This is a genomic window from Pseudomonas sp. MPC6 (assembly GCF_006094435.1).
Classification (GTDB): domain Bacteria; phylum Pseudomonadota; class Gammaproteobacteria; order Pseudomonadales; family Pseudomonadaceae; genus Aquipseudomonas.
Window position 1 is genome coordinate 6,207,819 of the sequence record NZ_CP034783.1, and the last position, 17,653, is coordinate 6,225,471.

General features: G+C 60.6%; 13 protein-coding genes. 8 read left to right on the forward strand and 5 right to left on the reverse strand.

Annotated features, from left to right (window positions below; genetic code table 11):
* Positions 1-89: 89 nt before the first annotated feature.
* From eutH to ELQ88_RS30965, 8 genes are all read left to right on the forward strand, one after another.
* Positions 90-1,370 carry an ethanolamine utilization protein EutH gene (eutH, locus tag ELQ88_RS30930; RefSeq protein WP_128872452.1) on the forward strand — a complete coding sequence of 427 codons (1,281 nt, stop codon included), beginning with the start codon at positions 90-92 and terminating at the stop codon, positions 1,368-1,370.
* 98 nt (positions 1,371-1,468) lie between these two features.
* Positions 1,469-2,863 (forward strand): ethanolamine ammonia-lyase subunit EutB, encoded by a 1,395-nt coding sequence (locus tag ELQ88_RS30935; protein WP_128872453.1) that lies wholly within the window; start codon positions 1,469-1,471, stop codon positions 2,861-2,863.
* Between the two features lie 8 nt (positions 2,864-2,871).
* The gene (gene eutC / locus ELQ88_RS30940) at positions 2,872-3,696 is read left to right on the forward strand and encodes an ethanolamine ammonia-lyase subunit EutC (RefSeq protein ID WP_178084721.1); all 825 of its coding nucleotides are present in this window, start codon (positions 2,872-2,874) and stop codon (positions 3,694-3,696) included.
* A 113-nt stretch (positions 3,697-3,809) separates the two neighbouring features.
* Positions 3,810-4,271 carry a GNAT family N-acetyltransferase gene (locus ELQ88_RS30945; RefSeq protein ID WP_138969214.1) on the forward strand — a complete coding sequence of 154 codons (462 nt, stop codon included), beginning with the start codon at positions 3,810-3,812 and terminating at the stop codon, positions 4,269-4,271.
* Between the two features lie 290 nt (positions 4,272-4,561).
* Positions 4,562-5,218, forward strand: a complete 657-nt coding sequence (locus ELQ88_RS30950; RefSeq protein WP_128872456.1) for a DedA family protein — start codon at positions 4,562-4,564, stop codon at positions 5,216-5,218.
* Between the two features lie 6 nt (positions 5,219-5,224).
* Positions 5,225-6,037, forward strand: coding sequence for a zinc-dependent peptidase (locus ELQ88_RS30955; RefSeq protein ID WP_138969215.1), 813 nt, complete (start codon positions 5,225-5,227; stop codon positions 6,035-6,037).
* 113 nt (positions 6,038-6,150) lie between these two features.
* Positions 6,151-6,678: an inorganic diphosphatase gene (ppa, locus tag ELQ88_RS30960; RefSeq protein WP_028620880.1), complete on the forward strand. Its 528-nt coding sequence runs from the start codon at positions 6,151-6,153 to the stop codon at positions 6,676-6,678.
* A gap of 228 nt (positions 6,679-6,906) precedes the next feature.
* Entirely contained in the window at positions 6,907-7,653 is a 747-nt protein-coding gene (locus ELQ88_RS30965) for a S24 family peptidase (protein WP_128872458.1), read from the forward strand.
* A 632-nt stretch (positions 7,654-8,285) separates the two neighbouring features.
* Here ELQ88_RS30965 and ELQ88_RS30970 read toward each other — a convergent pair.
* From ELQ88_RS30970 to ELQ88_RS30990, 5 genes are read right to left on the reverse strand one after another with little or no spacing between them, the layout of a single operon-like run.
* Positions 8,286-9,101, reverse strand: coding sequence for a DUF2135 domain-containing protein (locus ELQ88_RS30970; protein ID WP_138969216.1), 816 nt, complete (start codon positions 9,099-9,101; stop codon positions 8,286-8,288).
* A gap of 3 nt (positions 9,102-9,104) precedes the next feature.
* Positions 9,105-10,724: a DUF2300 domain-containing protein gene (locus ELQ88_RS30975; protein WP_138969217.1), complete on the reverse strand. Its 1,620-nt coding sequence runs from the start codon at positions 10,722-10,724 to the stop codon at positions 9,105-9,107.
* A 1-nt stretch (position 10,725) separates the two neighbouring features.
* Positions 10,726-15,291 (reverse strand): alpha-2-macroglobulin, encoded by a 4,566-nt coding sequence (locus ELQ88_RS30980; protein WP_138969218.1) that lies wholly within the window; start codon positions 15,289-15,291, stop codon positions 10,726-10,728.
* Positions 15,288-15,890 (reverse strand): DUF1175 family protein, encoded by a 603-nt coding sequence (locus tag ELQ88_RS30985; RefSeq protein WP_224790976.1) that lies wholly within the window; start codon positions 15,888-15,890, stop codon positions 15,288-15,290. The genes ELQ88_RS30980 and ELQ88_RS30985 overlap by 4 nt, the downstream gene beginning before the upstream one ends.
* 32 nt (positions 15,891-15,922) lie before the next feature.
* Positions 15,923-17,635 carry a DUF2138 domain-containing protein gene (locus tag ELQ88_RS30990; RefSeq protein ID WP_138969220.1) on the reverse strand — a complete coding sequence of 571 codons (1,713 nt, stop codon included), beginning with the start codon at positions 17,633-17,635 and terminating at the stop codon, positions 15,923-15,925.
* Between the last annotated feature and the right edge of the window lie 18 nt (positions 17,636-17,653).

Here is a 17,653-nt window from a genome sequence, read left to right on the forward strand (position 1 = left end):
GCAACAACCGCAAATCCCCAAACGGCACTGCGCCAGTCGTGCACGCAGCGTCCGCGCATAAAAAAAACAACAATAAGGAAGCACCACGCATGGATCAGATCGGCAATTACGTGCTCTATCTCATCATGCTCTGCGCCGTACTCGGCGCCTTCGCGGCGATCTACAACAGCGATGAAGGGCTTGGTAAAGAATTCATGGAAGGCATCCACGCCACTGGCCACATCTTCGTGCCGGCGGCGGGCATCATGGCTTCCATCCCCTACCTGACTGTGGTCATCGAAAAAGCCTTTGGTCCCTTCTTCAGTTCCCTGGGCGCCGACCCGGCCCTGGCGGCGACCATGATCATCGCCTCGGACATGGGCGGCTATCACCTGGCCTCGGCGCTGGCGGCTAGCAAAGAAGCGCTGGTGATGGCGCTGATCACCGGTTTCATGGGCGGTGCGACCATCGTGTTCTCGATCCCCATGGGTCTGGCGATGCTCGACAAGCGCGACCACAAATACATGGCCCTGGGCATCATGTCGGGCATTTTGACCATCCCACTGGGCGTACTGATCGCCAGCGTCATCCTCGCGTTCAGTAACCCGCTGGTACGGGACCTGGTGTCCACCAACGGTGAAGCCACCTATCAATTGGCCTTGGGCCTGGGCAGCATCTTCGCCAACCTGTTGCCGATCCTGATCTTCGTCGTGGGCCTGGCCCTGGGGCTACGGTTCTTGCCCGACCTGATGATCAAGGGTTTCATCATCTTCGGCCGTACGATGGACGCTGCCATCAAACTGGTACTGGTGTTCTCCATCGTCGAGTACTTCACCGGCGTGTTCACACTGGTGTTCGGCAGCTGGGGCTTTCACCCGATCATCGCGGACGCCGAAGACCAGACCCGCGCCCTGGAAACGGCCGGCTACATCGGCATTATGCTGGCGGGTGCGTTCCCGATGGTTTACTTGCTGCGCAAATACCTGGGTAAGCCGCTGGAAAGCCTGGGCAGCAAGATCGGACTGAGCGCCGTCGGCAGTGCCGGCATGCTGGCAACTATCGCTAACATCCTGGCCATGTTCCGCCTGGTGCGCTTCATGCCACCCAAGGACAAAGTGATCAACATCGCCTTCGGCGTCTGTGCCGCGTTCCTGCTGGGCGATCACCTGTCGTTCACTGCGAACTTCCAGCCCACCATCATCCTGCCGGTGCTGATTGGCAAGATAAGTGCAGGTTTCATTGCCGTGGGCCTGGCGTATTGGCTGTCGGTGCCCAAGGCCTTGCAACTTGAAGCTCAGGATCGCGCCGCCGGGATCATCGCCGAGGGCGAATACCTCGGCCTGCCCCTGCCCGAGTCCCTTGCGCCGAACGGCATCAAGGCGACGGCCTGAGTCAGCTGCATTGAGGTGCGTTGATGACACAGGGCGTGGCATTCTGAGGAATCGCCAGCACTGGGCAGCGCACCTTCCTATTTGAAACGGAGACAGAAATGGCACGTTTTTCCCATACCGTCGGCGCCCAGGTCTACTGCTTCGACGATCTGAAGGAAGTCATGGCCAAGGCCAGTCCGGCGCGCTCCGGGGACTTTCTGGCGGGTGTCGCGGCACTCAACGATGGCGAGCGGGTGGCCGCGCAGATGGCGCTGGCGAATATCCCGCTCGCCCACTTCCTGCAGGAAGTACTGATTCCCTACGAGTCCGATGAAGTCACCCGGCTGATCATCGACACTCACGATAAACAGGCGTTTGCGGCAGTCAGCCACCTCACGGTCGGCGGTTTTCGCGACTGGCTGCTCAGCGATGCCGCCGACGAACACAGCCTGCGCGCCCTCGCCCCCGGCCTGACTCCGGAAATGGCCGCCGCCGTGTCGAAAATCATGCGCGTGCAGGACCTGGTGCTGGTGGCGCAGAAAATCCGCGTGATCACCCACTTCCGCGGCACCCTGGGCTTGCGCGGCCGGTTATCCACGCGCCTGCAGCCGAACCACCCCACCGACGAGCCCGCCGGCATCGCCGCGAGCATTCTCGACGGCCTGTTGTACGGCAATGGCGATGCGATGATCGGCATCAACCCGGCCACCGACAGCATCAGCTCGATTTGCGCCATGCTGGAAATGCTCGATGCCATCATCCAGCGCTACGAGATTCCCACCCAAGCCTGCGTGCTGACCCACGTCACCACCTCGATTGAAGCCATCAATCGCGGTGTTCCACTGGACCTGGTGTTCCAGTCAATCGCCGGCACCGAAGCGGCCAACGCCAGTTTCGGCATCAACCTCAACGTCTTGCAGGAAGGCTACGACGCCGGCCTGAGCCTGAACCGCGGCACCCTGGGCCAGAATCTGATGTATTTCGAGACCGGCCAGGGCAGCGCCCTGTCGGCCAATGCGCACCACGGCATCGATCAGCAGACCTGTGAGACGCGTGCCTACGCCGTGGCGCGACATTTCAAGCCATTCCTGGTGAACACCGTCGTCGGTTTCATCGGCCCGGAATACCTCTACAACGGTAAACAAATCATCCGCGCCGGCCTCGAAGACCACTTCTGCGGCAAGCTTCTGGGCGTACCGATGGGCTGCGACATCTGCTACACCAACCACGCCGAAGCCGATCAGGATGACATGGACACCCTGCTGACCCTGTTGGGTGTGGCCGGGATCAACTTCATCATGGGCATCCCCGGTTCCGACGACATCATGCTCAACTACCAGACCACTTCGTTCCACGATGCGCTCTACGCTCGCCAGACCCTGGGGCTGAAACCGGCGCCGGAGTTCGAACAATGGCTGGCGAAAATGGGCATCTTCACGCAGGCGGACGGCAAAATTCACTTCGGCGACAGCCTGCCGCCGGCCTTCCGTCAGGCCATGGCGCAACTGGGATGAGTGTTGTAATGGATAAACCACCTGCTGATCAGCAAAACCCGTTGCTGGAGCTGCGCCGCCTGACGCCCGCGCGGATCGCCCTGGGCCGCACCGGCACCAGCATGCCCACCCATGCGCAGCTGGATTTCCAATACGCCCACGCCCAGGCCCGGGATGCGGTGCACTTGCCGTTCGACCATGCCGCGCTCGGTGCGCAACTGGCGGCGCGCGGACGGGAAAGCCTGTTGCTGCACAGCGCGGCAACGGACCGTAACAGTTACTTGCAGCGCCCCGACCTGGGGCGAAAACTGAGTGATGCATCGGCGCAGACCCTGCGCGATCTCGCAGCGACCAATCCCGGCGGTGTCGATCTGGCCATCGTCGTCGCCGACGGCTTGTCGGCCCTGGCCGTTCATCGCCATACCGTGCCATTTCTGACCCGGATGGAACAACAGATCGAGGCTGAGGGCTGGTCTGTTTCACCTGTGGTGCTGGTTGAGCAAGGCCGCGTTGCCGTGGCCGACGAGATCGGCGAGTTGCTGGGCGCCAGGATGGTCGTCATCCTGATCGGTGAACGCCCTGGCCTCAGCTCGCCAGACAGCCTGGGGTTATATTTCACCTACAATCCAAAGATCGGCCTGACGGATGCTTATCGCAATTGCATCTCCAATGTGCGACTCGAAGGCCTGAGTTACGGCATGGCGGCCCATCGTTTGCTGTATCTGATGCGCGAAGCCTGTCGGCGGCAGTTATCGGGGGTCAATCTCAAGGACGAGGCCCAGGTTCAGACGCTGGAGTCGGACACTGGTGCAGATACAAAAGGTAATTTCCTACTCGACCCGCCGCATGCCTGAACCGTTTCCGCATTGCGTTTCCATTCCAGTTTCAGGCAGGATCGATGCACGGCCGCCAGGGGTTTCCCATCGCCGTCACGACGTAAGACAGCCACTTGAAGACGAGACCTACCATGCGGATTATTCAAGCGACCCTCGAACACCTGGACCTGTTGACCCCATTATTCGTCAAATATCGCGAGTTTTATGGCTCGTTGCCGTATCCGGACTCGTCCCGGGCGTTCCTCGAGAAACGCTTGCGTCGCAAGGAGTCGGTGATCTACCTGGCCCTGGCCGATGACGACACCCAGCGAGGGATGGGGTTCTGTCAGTTGTACCCGAGCTTTTCTTCGCTTTCGCTCAAGCGCGTGTGGATTCTCAACGACATCTACGTCGCCGAAGATGCCCGCCGCCAGCTGGTGGCTGACAACCTGATCCGCACGGCGAAGAAAATGGCCAAGGAAACCAATGCCGTGCGCATGCGTGTATCCACCAGCAGCAACAACGAAGTGGCGCAGAAAACCTACGAATCCATAGGATTCAAGGAAGACACCGAGTTCAAGAACTATGTGTTGCCGATCAGCGACGAGCTCTGATTCGCCTTACATCTGCAGGAGCAAGCTTGCTCGCGATAGCCGTCTGGCTTGCGATACATGTGTTGAATGACACACCGTCATCGCGAGCAAGCTTGCTCCTACAAAAAAAACGCGCCAATCCCCGCTGTCCTGTGCGAAATCCCCCGCTACAAACTCGACGCGCTTTTCACCCTCCAGCCCGTATAATGCTGACCTTTCCGGCTTGTAAGAAAAACTACCCCCATCCGTAGGCTTTCGCGAAGTCATCCGCACAGGCCTGCCGAGTCGGGCCGACACCACAGGTGCCCTCCATGGATTTCAACCCGCTCGACCTTATCCTGCATCTCGATGTTTACCTCGACTTGCTGGTGAACAACTACGGGCCATGGATCTACGCCATCCTGTTTCTGGTGATCTTCTGCGAGACCGGCCTGGTGGTAATGCCCTTTTTGCCGGGCGATTCCCTGCTCTTCATCGCGGGCGCCGTCGCAGCCGGTGGCGGCATGGACCCGGTGCTGCTGGGCGGTTTGCTGATGCTGGCGGCGATCCTCGGCGACAGCACCAACTATGTGATCGGACGAACGGCGGGCGAAAAGCTCTTCAGTAACCCGAACTCGAAGATCTTCCGTCGCGATTACCTGCAACAAACCCATGATTTCTACGACAAGCACGGCGGCAAAACCGTGACCCTGGCGCGATTCCTGCCGATCATCCGCACCTTTGCCCCGTTCGTCGCCGGTGTGGCGAGAATGCCGTACCCGCGTTTCTTTGGCTTCAGCGTCCTCGGCACCATCCTGTGGGTCGGTGGCCTGGTTACGCTCGGGTACTTCTTCGGTAACGTACCCTTCATCAAGCAAAACCTGTCGTTGCTGGTGGTCGGCATCATCCTGCTGTCGCTGGTACCGATGATCATCGGCGTCGTCCGCAGCCGCTTCGGCAACGCCGCGTCCAAAGCCCACCCGCGCTGATCCGGCATGTGGTCGCTTAGCGCCTGGCGTCGCCGGCGCATACTGGGCAAGCACCCGATTGCCGACGACATGTGGCAGCGGGTGCGCCATCACCTGAGTTTCCTCGATGGCATCAGCGCCGCCGAAGACCAATGGCTGCGCGAAGCCTGCGTGCTGTTTCTCGACGACAAACACCTGACCGCCCTGCCCGGTGTCGAACTTCACCAGGAGCAACGCCTGCTGCTTGCCGCCCAGGCGCAACTGCCGCTGCTGCATCTGGGTGATCTGAACTGGTATCAGGGATTCCACGAAATCGTTCTGTACCCCGACGACTTCCTCAGCCCCCAACGCCATCGTGACGCCAGCGGCGTCGAGCACGAGTGGGATGGCGAGCACAGCGGCGAGGCCTGGCAACAAGGCCCGATCATCCTCGCCTGGCCCGGCGTGATGGCCAGCGGCGGCTGGGAAGGCTACAACCTGGTGATCCACGAACTCGCGCACAAACTCGACATGCTCAACGGCGACGCCAACGGCCTGCCGCCGCTGCACGCGGACATGCGAGTCAGCGACTGGGCCAAGGTCATGCAAGAGGCCTACGACGACCTCGACCGCCAACTGGAGCGCAATCCCGACGCCGAAACCGCCATCGACCCGTACGCAGCGGAAAACGCCGCCGAGTTTTTCGCGGTCACCAGCGAATACTTCTTCAGCGCCCCGGATTTGCTGCACGAGGCGTATCCTGAGGTCTATCAGCAGCTGAAGCTGTTTTACCGGCAGGACCCACTGGCCCGGTTGCGGCAACTTCTGGCCGAAGACCCGGTCTATCAGGCACACGACTAAGGTCTACACGACCTCTGGTCCATAGCAACGGTGGCGGAATATGCCTATAATCGCCGCCACTTTTTGGTCAATCCGGCCAAGTGTTTTTGGTCAACTAACGGGGGCACCGCCCAATGAGCTACAGCAAGATTCCGGCTGGCAAAGACCTGCCGAACGACATCTACGTCGCGATCGAGATCCCGGCCAACCACGCGCCGATCAAATACGAAATCGACAAAGACAGCGATTGCCTGTTCGTTGACCGTTTCATGGCCACCCCGATGTTCTACCCGGCCAACTACGGTTTCATCCCGAACACCCTGGCCGACGACGGTGACCCCCTCGACGTGCTGGTCGTGACCCCGTACCCGGTTGCTCCAGGCTCGGTCATCCGCGCTCGTCCGGTCGGCATCCTGCACATGACCGACGACGGCGGCGGCGATGCCAAAGTCATCGCAGTCCCACACGACAAGCTGTCCCAGCTGTACGTCGACGTGAAGGAATACACCGATCTGCCGCCGCTGCTGCTGGAACAGATCAAGCACTTCTTCGAGAACTACAAAGACCTCGAAAAAGGCAAATGGGTGAAGATCGAAGGCTGGGGCGACGCAGAAGCCGCTCGCACCGAGATCATGAAGTCGGTTGCCGCCTACAAAGGCTAAAGCCAGCTGTCAGCGTTTGTCTGCAAGCTGCAAGAAAACCCCGGTTGATCCGGGGTTTTTTGTGGGCGCCTGAAAAACCTTCTTTAAACACGCCGTATAGGAGTCTGTGAACATGAGTTTTGTTGTTTAATTTCCCCCAAACGCGTCTTACATCCGGTCGAAATTTCCCTCGTAAATTGAACAGTTCGTTTATTCAAAGCCCCACCCGGCGCCAGTAGACTCGCTTTCATGAAAAAGAACACTAGCGGTCCACGGTTTAAAGCGCTCCTCGAAGCGGCGAACATTACGACAACAGGATTCGCCGAATTCCTGGATACGGCGCCGCAAAACGTCCACAACTGGTACACCCGCGGTGTGCCCGCCCACTGCATGGAAGAAGTCGCCAGAAAACTGTCCGTGAACAGTCAGTGGCTGAAAACCAGCGAAGGCCCGAAAGACCCCAAGGAACTGCGTCTGCTCGACGAGTCCGGCAACACCTTCGACGCCCAGGCGATCCGCGGCACCTACCGGGTCATCGAACCGACCGATGTCGAGCTGCCTTTCTACAAAGAAACAACCATCACGCCCGGCACCCACAAAACCCAGGTCGTGAAGGACCCCAGCCAATCCATCCGCCTGCCTCGCGTCGATCTCGACTCCCTGGAAATCAACCACGCCGACGCCATCTGCGCGCGCATGATCGGCAACAGCATGGCCGAAAAGATTGAAGACGGCTCTCTCCTCGCCATCGACCGCGGGCTCACGCAAATTATCGATGGCGAGATCTACGCCATCGAGCACGACGGCATGTTGCGAATCAAATATCTGCATCGGATCCCGGGCAACGCATTACGCATGCGCAGCCACAACAGCGCCGAATACCCGGATGAAATCTTCAGGGCTTCGCAAATCGAAGAGCAAAACATCAGGGTATTGGGCTGGGTCTTCTGGTGGTCGACCCTTAACAAACGCAGGCCGCCGGTGCCGTTCTTATAGCTTTTTTCATGGGCAAGCCACCCTCAAGGACAGCACAACCTTGTAGGAGCGGAGCTTGCCCGCGAAGGCGATGGAACAGTCACCATCGAAGCTGTGATTGCATTCAGCCCAAAGCAACCAGTGCTCTATTGCGCACACCACACTGGGAATTTCCCAAAAAAATCAGTATGCTGCGCCCCACATTTGCGCATCGACCCTTCCCAAGGCTCAGATCGCACCGACCCGGCAGATCACTTTCTCGCCGAGTCCCACAGCCGGACGCAAGATCCGGGTGTACGTTTTGAAGGCTGTTGCGGTTTACCAAAAATAAACCAAGCCAGTCCCCGAGAAGCCGGCCACAAGCCGGCTTTTTAATGTCCGGAAAAAAGACGTTATCAGAGGTATTTCTTTTATGCCCCTCACCATGCACCCTGCCGACAAAGACTCAAGACAGCATTCAATGGCCGAGGGCTAGTATGGCAAAGTGGAAGACGCGCTCGTAACGACGGTTAAAGACCGGCTCGTAGCGCCTCAGCGAGTCAAAGTAAGTCTGGACGAGCTAGACACATTTAACGACGAATGATCATGCGTTAATTGGGGCAGCAAGCCTCAGCCTGATTCACTTCTCCGACAGCATGCTGGAAAATCTCTTCTCACGGATAACTAAACCCCTTAACCAACGTCAACTCCCCCACCGCTCGCATTGGCACCAGAAACGTCTCCATCTTTTCGTCAGACGTCCCTTCCTCCGTAATCACCGTCACTTGCGCCGTGGTCAGTGCCTGAACCGCCTCCTCTTGCCCCGACTCATCACTCCGATACCCGCCCCCAAAGTAATTCACATACACCAGATACTGCCCCTTGATCGGTGCCGGCATGGCGAAGATCTCCGGGCCGTAGCCTGTCGTCACATCGACATCGAGCGCCGCACCATTGGGAACTGCGCGATCGCCGTACCAGATGTGCGCGCCATCCGGGGTTATCAGGTGCAGGTCCAGATCCGTGCCATCGCTGTCCCATGCCAGCAACACCCGCAACTTGGCCGGTGTAGCACCGCCACTGGTGTTGAGGAACTGCGTGCGGTGGCGTTGCTGGCCATCGGGGCTGCGCACTTCGACGCTGTTGCTGCCGTTGGGGAATGAGAACGGCCGATCAAAACGGCCAGCGGGGTCGATCTTCAGCGGCATGCTGACGCCATTGATGATCAGCCGGCCGGGTTCATCGGTCTTGGGCGTAGCTTTGATCTGACCAGTGATGCGTGCGGTGTTGGCTTGCCCGACCGGGGTGTTCACCGAGGACGCGGGGTAGTTGATGACCTGGGGGAAGGTTTCGCCTTCACCTTCGGGGGCACCGGTACGCCAGCCGCCCATTGGCGTGTCGAGTTTGACGGCGGCGTCGGCGGCCATCGTCATCGGCAATACGCAACAGGCGTAAAGGAACAGCAAGCCCTGTGGATAACGGAGTTTCATGGTCTATTCCAGCAAGAGGTGGCGGGCGAGCCCTTCGATGTAGGTTTCATCCTGGCCGTTGGGGTGTGCTTCGAAGGCCAGGTGCAGGTATTCGTGGGTCAGGTCGAGACGGTCTTGCAGCGACAGCACGCCGCGCACATAGATGCGCTGGCGTTCGCGGTCGACGTAGGGGCGGCCGAAGGTCAGGCGGCAGACGGCGAAGGTGTTGACTTCGTTGTAGCCGGTTTCGCTTGCCAGGCGTTGGCGCCAGCCGCGGCGCTGTTGTTGTAGCCAGTTTTGGGCGGCTGGGAGTGCTTCGCAGGAGGCCACGGGATTGTCCCAGCGACTGAGGCTGGCGCGTGGATAGGCGTGCAGCAGAATGGCGTCGTAGCGTTGGCCGGCGCTGGCTTGTTCGACGGCTTGTTGCCAGGAGAGCTGGTCCGGACCGGGTTGGTCGGAGTGGTAGGTGACGGCGCTGCCGGCGAGGACCAGGTCGCTGGTCCAGGCGGCGATGTTGCGCGACTCGGTGGTGGCCGGTCGTGGGGCGACACGCTGACGATTGCTGCTGTCGTCGATGCGCAGGCAGTCGCCGTTGCGGCTGGCGTTTTGCAGGAGATAGGTGCGGATGGCGACGGCCAGGGCTTTGGAGGCTTCGGCGGGTTCGGCCCTGGCTTCGCGCTGCAGGACGCGGGCGACGTATTCTTCACGGTCCAGGCGCGCGACCAGCTTGTCCTTGAGCAGAAAGAGTTCGCCGTCGCTGTGGATATCGAGTTGGTTGCCGTTGGCGAATTCGACCCGGTAGTCGCCCTGCATGGGCCCGGATTCAACCACCCGATCCCCGGCGAGAACGCGTCCGATCGGATAGCGGGAAAACAGCCCGACTTCGACGCAACGCCCCGCGTCTGCTGGCCACTCAACAGGCAGCACCGAAGACAGTGCTTCGCCGTAATCGCGCAACACCCTCTGACTGGTTCCTCGGCCACCGGCCCATATCGGCGTTCCATCCGCCAACCACCCGGCAAACCCACCCTGGCGCGACCCAGGATCCTGATCGTCCAGCCAACTCCAGGTTTTCACTCGCAATCGGCCGCCAAGCTCGCCCACGACATTGCCGTCGGCGGCGTGCAAAACCACATCGAGTAGCACCCGCCGTGCCTGATCCTGCGCTGGCATCATGCTCAGCGCCTGCAATAACTCAGTCACTGAAACCCGAGTGGCAGGCTGCAACGACGGCAAGTTCAGCAACCACTCCGGCGCCTGGCGCGCCTGCCAGTACTGGCGCCACTCAACGCCAGTAATGCGCAAACGCTCAGGGTCAAAATACAACCCGCAGGACTTTACCAGCGCTTGATCACGCTCGATCTTGCCACCCGCCGCGCAGCAATAAACTTCCTCTGTCGACTGCCCGCGACATTCATAAGCCGGTTCACGCGCGCCGGTGTCCACCAGCCAGCCATAAACAAACAACTTCCATACACTGCCCAGCGGAGTCTCCAGCCCGGAAGGCAATGTTTCCCGGGAGATCAACCGGGTCTGGTTCAAGGACAGCAATTGCCCCTTGAAGCCCAGGCGCAGCGACTCATCCTGTGCAGTGGCCAGCGCAGGGATCAAGCACAGCAGCAACCAGACCATGGACCGGGCCATGTCAGTGGACCGTGACCTGGCCCAGTGCCGGCTTTTGTTCCTGGGCCTGATGCTGTGGCGCATAGACCTGGGTGAAGCGAACCGGCGGCAGGTTGAACTGACCTTTTTGCGAGAAGCGCACCAAGTGACGCAGGCGCAGTTCGCCGCTCAACGCATCAACCGGAATCGCATAAGCCATTTGCCCCGGCTCGAAACGCGCTTTTTCCAACGCGGTCGGCTCAGTGCCAGCCTTGCCGATGAGCTTGATGCCCCACGTCGTGCGCTCGACGTCCGCACCCGGTGGCAGCGGCACTTCGAGCATGCCGTAGCGCAGCGGCTGCGCGGCTTTGCTGGTGATGATCACTTCGTCCAGGTAGAGGCTGTCGCTGGACAACGGCTTGTTGCCGACCGCTTCCAGTTTGAAGTTGAACGCTTCGTCACCCGGCACCAGACGGGACAGGCGACGGGTGATGGTCACGGCCGACGGTTCGACCGGAGGTTGCAGGGTCTGATAACTCAACGCGGCCCGCACCGGACGCTCTTGCGCCCCGTCCAGGGACAGCAGCGCAGGCGCGGACGAAGCACCCTGCCACGTCCAGTAAACTTCACCGGTCGCCCCCTGCTCCGGCTTCCAGCCGTCACCCGGTTTGAGCGCGACGGCGGGCGACGCCTGCTCGATACTGTGCTGCAACCAGGTCAGCGCCAGTGCGCGTTCCAGCGTCGATTGCCGGGGGAGCAAACGCTGCAACAACGCGTGAGCGTGAGCCTGGTCGAAGGTCTTCAGCGATAGATTCAACGCTTCGGCAAACGGCTGGGAACTGACGTCCAGGCGCTGCTGCGCATCCGCCAGTTGCCGAGTGAACGCCTGCGGCATATCGACCTTCGCCTGGCGCGCCAAAGACGCGGTCAGCACACGAGCACTGGCCAACCCAAGCGCCGAATCCGGATCGCTCATGACGATGCTGTCCTCGCCATCTTCCATCAGGTTTGCGGCATGGCCCTCGCCGGCGTTCGCCAGGTCATCCATCAATCCACTGAGCAAGGTGTTCACCGGCAGTTGCATCTGTTTGGCGAAGGACACAATCAGCGCCCGCTGCAACAGCGGCGTGTTCTTCGCCTGTTTCGCATAGACCTCCAGCACTCGCTGCCAATGCTCCGGCGGCAGGCTCAGCGCCAGCGCCTTGCTGGCGTGCCAGTCGGCGTAATAGGCGTAAGCGGTGAGAAACGCATCCGGCTCGCCATCCATGCCCCACCAGGTGAAGCTCGCCGACGGCCCGGCCATTTGCACCAGGCGTAGACGGCTGTTCTGCATGATCAGACGCAAGCGATCGCGGATCCGCGGGTTCGATGACAGCGTCGGATAGGCAATGCTCAATGGCAGCAAACGGCTGGCGGTCTGTTCAACGCCGCCGTACGGATAACTCAGCAAATCGTCCAGCGCCGAACGGAACAGCGCTTGTGCACTGTCATCCAGGCGCAGGCGAATATCCGTCGCGTCCGCGGGCAAAGCCAGCGGCGTATCACCGCTGGCGACGTCCAGGCTTTGGCTCTGGATCACCTGCCAACCTTCACCGGTCGTGGTCAGGCGCACGGCCAGGGCGTCAGCGGTTTTGCCGTCTTGCACCAGCTCGGCGGCCCACTCGCCATTGGCCAATTCGAACGCGGGTAGCGCGACGTAATTGATACCGTTATTCAACGTCACCGGGACACGCTGTTCGGTGCCGCCGTAATGAATCACCAGTTCAGCCGCCACCGGTTGCTCGCCCTGGCTGAAGGCGAACACACCGAGATCCGGTTTATCGCCGCGCCGGAATCGGCTCGGCCCGCTCCACTTCAAGTACAGCGGCTTTTCCGAGCGCACGAACTGCTTTTTCTGCCCGACCTGACCGTCATCGGCGATGGCCCGGGCGGTGATGCGCCAGCGGGTCAAGGAGTCCGGCATCTTGAACGTGAAGCGGGTTTTGCCGTTGGCATCGGTCAGTAGTTCCGGTTGCCAGGCGGCGGTGTCGACGTCTTCGCGACGCGGGCGCTCCAGCACTTTCACCCCGCGCTCGCTGCGGTTGGCCTTGCCCGGCGCGCCTGGGCTGCCCGGCAATGCCACGTCATAGCTGATGAACGACAGGCTGGCGCTGGTGCGCACGTTGTTGCGGCGCGGGTGATAGAAGAATTGGTCGATGCTCGGCGCGACTTCCGGTTGCAGCGCGTAGACCATTTCGTCCACCACACTGACCGTCAGGTGCGCCGGAATCGGCTTGCCGTCGAACTCGGTGGTGAGGTCAACCGACACGGTATCGCCCGGCTGATACGACTCTTTATCGGTGGCGATGGCGACGTCGATCTGCGGGGCAATCACCTTGATGCCAGCGTTCTGGAAGCTGTATTGACCACCCTTGGTGTAGAGCACGGAGAAGGTCAGGTTTGGCGCGAAGCTGTCTTTCACCGGAATCCGCGCGCGGTATTGCGTCTCACTGAGTTTTTCCACTTGCAGCCAATCGTCGCCCTTGGACAGCAGCGCCGTGGCCTCGACTTTGTCCCGCTCCAGCGACAGCAATGCATCGCTGACCGGCTCAGGGAAAGTGATCAAGGCCAGCGCTTCATCGCCGGCCTTGTACTGCGGTTTATCGAGGACGATCTCAACGGTACCGGGCACGGCCTTGACGCCCTCGCCGGTGACCGAATGGCCCGTGGCGCCGATGACTCGGCCCTGATCATCCTTCAAGGTCAAGTTGTAAGTGCCCGCACGCTCGAACGCCAGCGTGAAGCCTTTGTCGGTGGCCACCAGCTGGCCCTCGCCGGTGCTCTGGTCTTCCAGACGCACCCAGCCATAACTGCTCGGCGTGACGGCTTTGCCCTGCTCGCTGCCACCTTCATTCAGATAACTGAACGCGACCTTGTCGCCCACCGCACTGAAACGCTGGGGCGCGCTTAGACTGAAACTCGCGGCGCCGCGGTCGATGAGGATTTCCTTGGTGGTCTTGACCCGATACGCCGCGCCATCGCTGGCAAACACGGTGAGCATATAGCGGCTCGGTTTCTCCGCCGCCGGCAGGTCGAGGGTCGCGTTGCCTTTGGCATCGGTCGTCAGTTCGGTACTGGTCAGCTCCACCGGGAATTGCCCGAGGTACTGCAGCTCATTGTCGACCATCGACAGTTGCTGGGCGCGCAGGCTGAGGCTCAATTTGGCATTGGCCACGGGTTTGCCGTCCGGGTACAGCAGCACCAGGCTACCTTTGACCGGTTCACCGGTGCGGTAATCCTGCTTGGCCAGGTTGAGCGAGATTTCAAAGTGCGGCTTGATGTATTCGGCGACGCGAAAGGCACTGCTGTAGGCCTGGTCCTTGTAGCTGAAACGCAATTCATAACCGCCGGCCACGGCGTTGTCCGGCAATTGGAAGCGACCTTGGGTCCCAGCCTTGGAATCGAGTTTCAGCGCCAGGGATTGCAATGCGGTGCCGGTTGCATCGAGCACGGTGACGTTGACGTCGGCGGCGGTCGGCTGCACCGAGTCACGAGCATTCTTGAACTCGCGACCGACGATTTTCAGCGACACCCAATCCCCCGGCCGATACAGCGGCCGGTCGGTAAAGGCATAGAGTTTGGTGTCGTAGATTTCGCTGTCGTAGTAGAAATTTTCGGAGACGAACACCCCACCCTCTTCGTCCTCGCCAATCACGAACGAACGCTCCGGGCTGACGTGTTTCAACCGTAGCAACCCATCGGCATCGGTGGCGCCACTGCTCATCACGCCCAGACCATCGGTCCACAGCACATTGACCTTCGGCACCGAACTGCCTTGGTGTTTGCGCGCGGCCCAGACCAGCAACTCGTCACCGGCGATCTTGCTCACCGCCACGGTGTTGGAGACGAAGACCATGGTGGTCGCGCGGTACTTGCCGATCAGTGCTTCCACCAGATATAGACCCGGCTTCAGGTTGCCCAAGGGAATGTACACGTTGCCCGGTGCAACACTGACGAATTCGCTGGAAGAGCCGGCCAGGTTCACCCCGGCTGGCGGCTGGATCGGTTTGGCTTGCCACAGCGGATAACGGAATTGGCTGATCACCGGCAAACCTGGAATCAGCGCAAATTGCGGCTGCGCGTCGTAGGGCGTTGGCGCGGCGATGGCCGTACCCATCTTCAATTCCGGCACTTCTTCGGTGACTTGTTTACGCGACTCGTAGGAAAACGCCCGTTGCATCACTCGACGGGATTTTCGGTACCAGTTGTCCCACAGGTAGGCGAGGGTATTCGACAGGCCTTCGCCTTTGAATTGACCATCACTGACCACCCGGTGCAGGTTCTTCTGACGCTTGAGGAAATCCAGCGGCTTGTCGATCCGATACACGCGAATGTCGGCGCCGCCGTAAGGCTCCATGCGAAATCGGCGATAGTCACGGCCCGGCGCTTCGAGGCGCACCATTGCCTGTTCATCGCTGGCAAAGCTGCTGTCGGCCAACAGGAAAAAGCTTTCACCGGCCACTGGTGTGTAGCTGCTTGGCTCGACGGTGTCTTCGGCCTTGACCACCGAAAAAGGCAGGGCCCATACCAACAGCAGAGACAAAAGACGCAGCATGCGGGCACCGCTCATTGGGAGAGAAAATTCAGTCGATAGACGCCGATGAAGTTGGGGTTGGCTGCGTCGGGAATCCATCGGGTGTCCTTCCATGTCATGAGTTGCTGCAGGCTCGCGGAACGCATGCCGTTGTCTGTAGGGGTGGTGGTGCCGGTGTGATAGGCGATGTAGCGGCCCATCCAGATCATCAGGTGCTGGTCGTCGCCCTGATCGAAAAACATCAGGTCGCCGGGCCGGGCCTGACCTATGTCGCGGCCGACCAGATGGCTGTTGAACTGGATCAGCTTGATCGCGTTGACGTAAGGCCCGACCTTGCCGCCGCCCTGCTGCCATTGCCGGGCGAGGCTTCGTTGCGTATCGCTCAGTAGCAGTTCCGGTGGCAGGTAGCGGTTGGACAGGCCATTGCTGCGCAGCCATTTATCGTCATGGACTTTCAGCGCTTCGTTGGCGGCAAACCGCACCAGGCCGGCGCAGTCCTGCTGGTACCAGCGCGGGCTCGGCCCCTGGGTCAGTTGTTCCTGGGCGATGCGCACGAACCAGGCGCGGAATACCTGGGATTGCTGCGGGTCGAGCGCTGCAGCTTCGTTGGCAAAGACGCGACTGCCCAGCAGCATCGCCAGCAGGCCGAGGCCTCGGATGAATGCGCTCACAGGGCTTTCCACTCCAGCGGCAACCATTGCCAGTGGCCGTCGGGCTCGCTGCCTTCGGGCAAGGTCAGGGCATACTTGCCGTAGCCGCCGAGCTTGCGCAGTTTCGGGATCAGGTAAGTTTGCGCGGCGTTGTAGAACACCGGCTCCATGTCCTGCGGCAGGCTGTCGAGGGTTTCCCGCTGCATCAGTTGCGCCATGGAATCCGGGCCGAAGTAGACCGGCATCAGCAGGTCTTTGGGTAAGACGTCGGCCATGGGCGGGAAGCGTTTGTCGAGGGTGCCGAGGGCTTTATCCACCAGCTTGTCGTCGAGGGAGAACAGTAGCGTCGAACCGTGGCGCGCCAGGCTCACGCGCATGAATGCCTTGCCAGTAATCGCGTCCGGTTGCTCGGCATCCCGGGCTTTATAGGGGCCGAAGTTGGAGCTGACCTGGCGCTGCCACTGATGGCTGTCACCTACCTGCTTCTCGACCACCGGGAATATATGCGCGTCGACCTTGCCTTCGTAAGCACCGACCATGGAGCCGAACAAATTGCCCAGATCGCCGTCGAGCTTTGCGCTGTCATCGTCGTTCAGGCTGGCCACCAACAATGGCGTATACAGCCGCGAATCGGCATACCAGCACAAGCCGGCGGCACCTGCCATGTGTTCGGTCAGGGCCTGTGCAACCGCATCGTCAGCGCCGAGTTTTACCAGCAATGGTTGCTGTTGCTCGGCGGCCAAGGGCAAGGCCACACAAGCGCTGGCCCCCATGGGCATGGCTTGCCAGATCGGCTTGAAATCGAAGTCCGGCTGGTTTTCCAGCTCATCCATGGCGAGAAAGCTGTGCCAGCCCTTGTCGTCCATGTCGAAACGCAGGCCGGCGAAGTTGGGGATAAAACGCTGATAACCCATGGCCAGGACGCTGGCATTGACTGACAAACGTTGTTTCACCTCAGGCGCGCGAGGTTGCAGGCCGAAGGCTTCGGGGAACAATTGGTCACCGTTGAGCAATGCGGCGATGGCCTGGGTCGAGACGCTGCCCGGTGCTTCAGGTGTGCCGCTGCCTGGATCGTAGAGCCTGGACGGATTCGACAGCACCACCAGCTTGTCGCCATGGGAGGCGAACACCATGGCTTTGCTGGCGTTGTAGTTGAACTGATAAAGCGCCACGTCGTCGGCGCCGACTTTCACCTCGCCAAGCCTGCTCAGCTGCGTATCATCCAGCGCCACTTTGGCCAGCGGTTCCAATACCTTGGCCAGGCCACCGCGATCCATCACCAACAGGAAATCCTTGAGCCGGCCATCCGCCCCGCGCCACAGCGCCACGTCCGCCGGTTGATCGAACAGCTGTTCGATCAGGCTGTCCTGCAGTTTCAGGTCATGCTCGTAAATGATCCGCCGCAGACTGCCGATCAGCCCGAGACGATCGGCATGGGTTTGGTAATAGAAGACGAAATCTTCGGTGAGGGTTTCCTTGAGAAACGGCACCGCCAGCAAGTCCTTGGGCAATTGGCTCAAGGAATGGGTTTCGAGCAGACCGTCCGGCCGGCTCATGCCTAATTTGTCGCTGGCCAATTGCGCCGGTGGCGCCTTGGACTGGTGCATGAACCAGCCCAATCCACCAGCCGCGCCAGCCACCAGGCACAGTCCGCCCAACAGCACCGGCCAGCGCCGGGTAGGTTTGGCGGCGGGTGCGGTGGCGGCCGGCGTCACAGTGTTATCGCTCATTTCACAACACCCAATTCA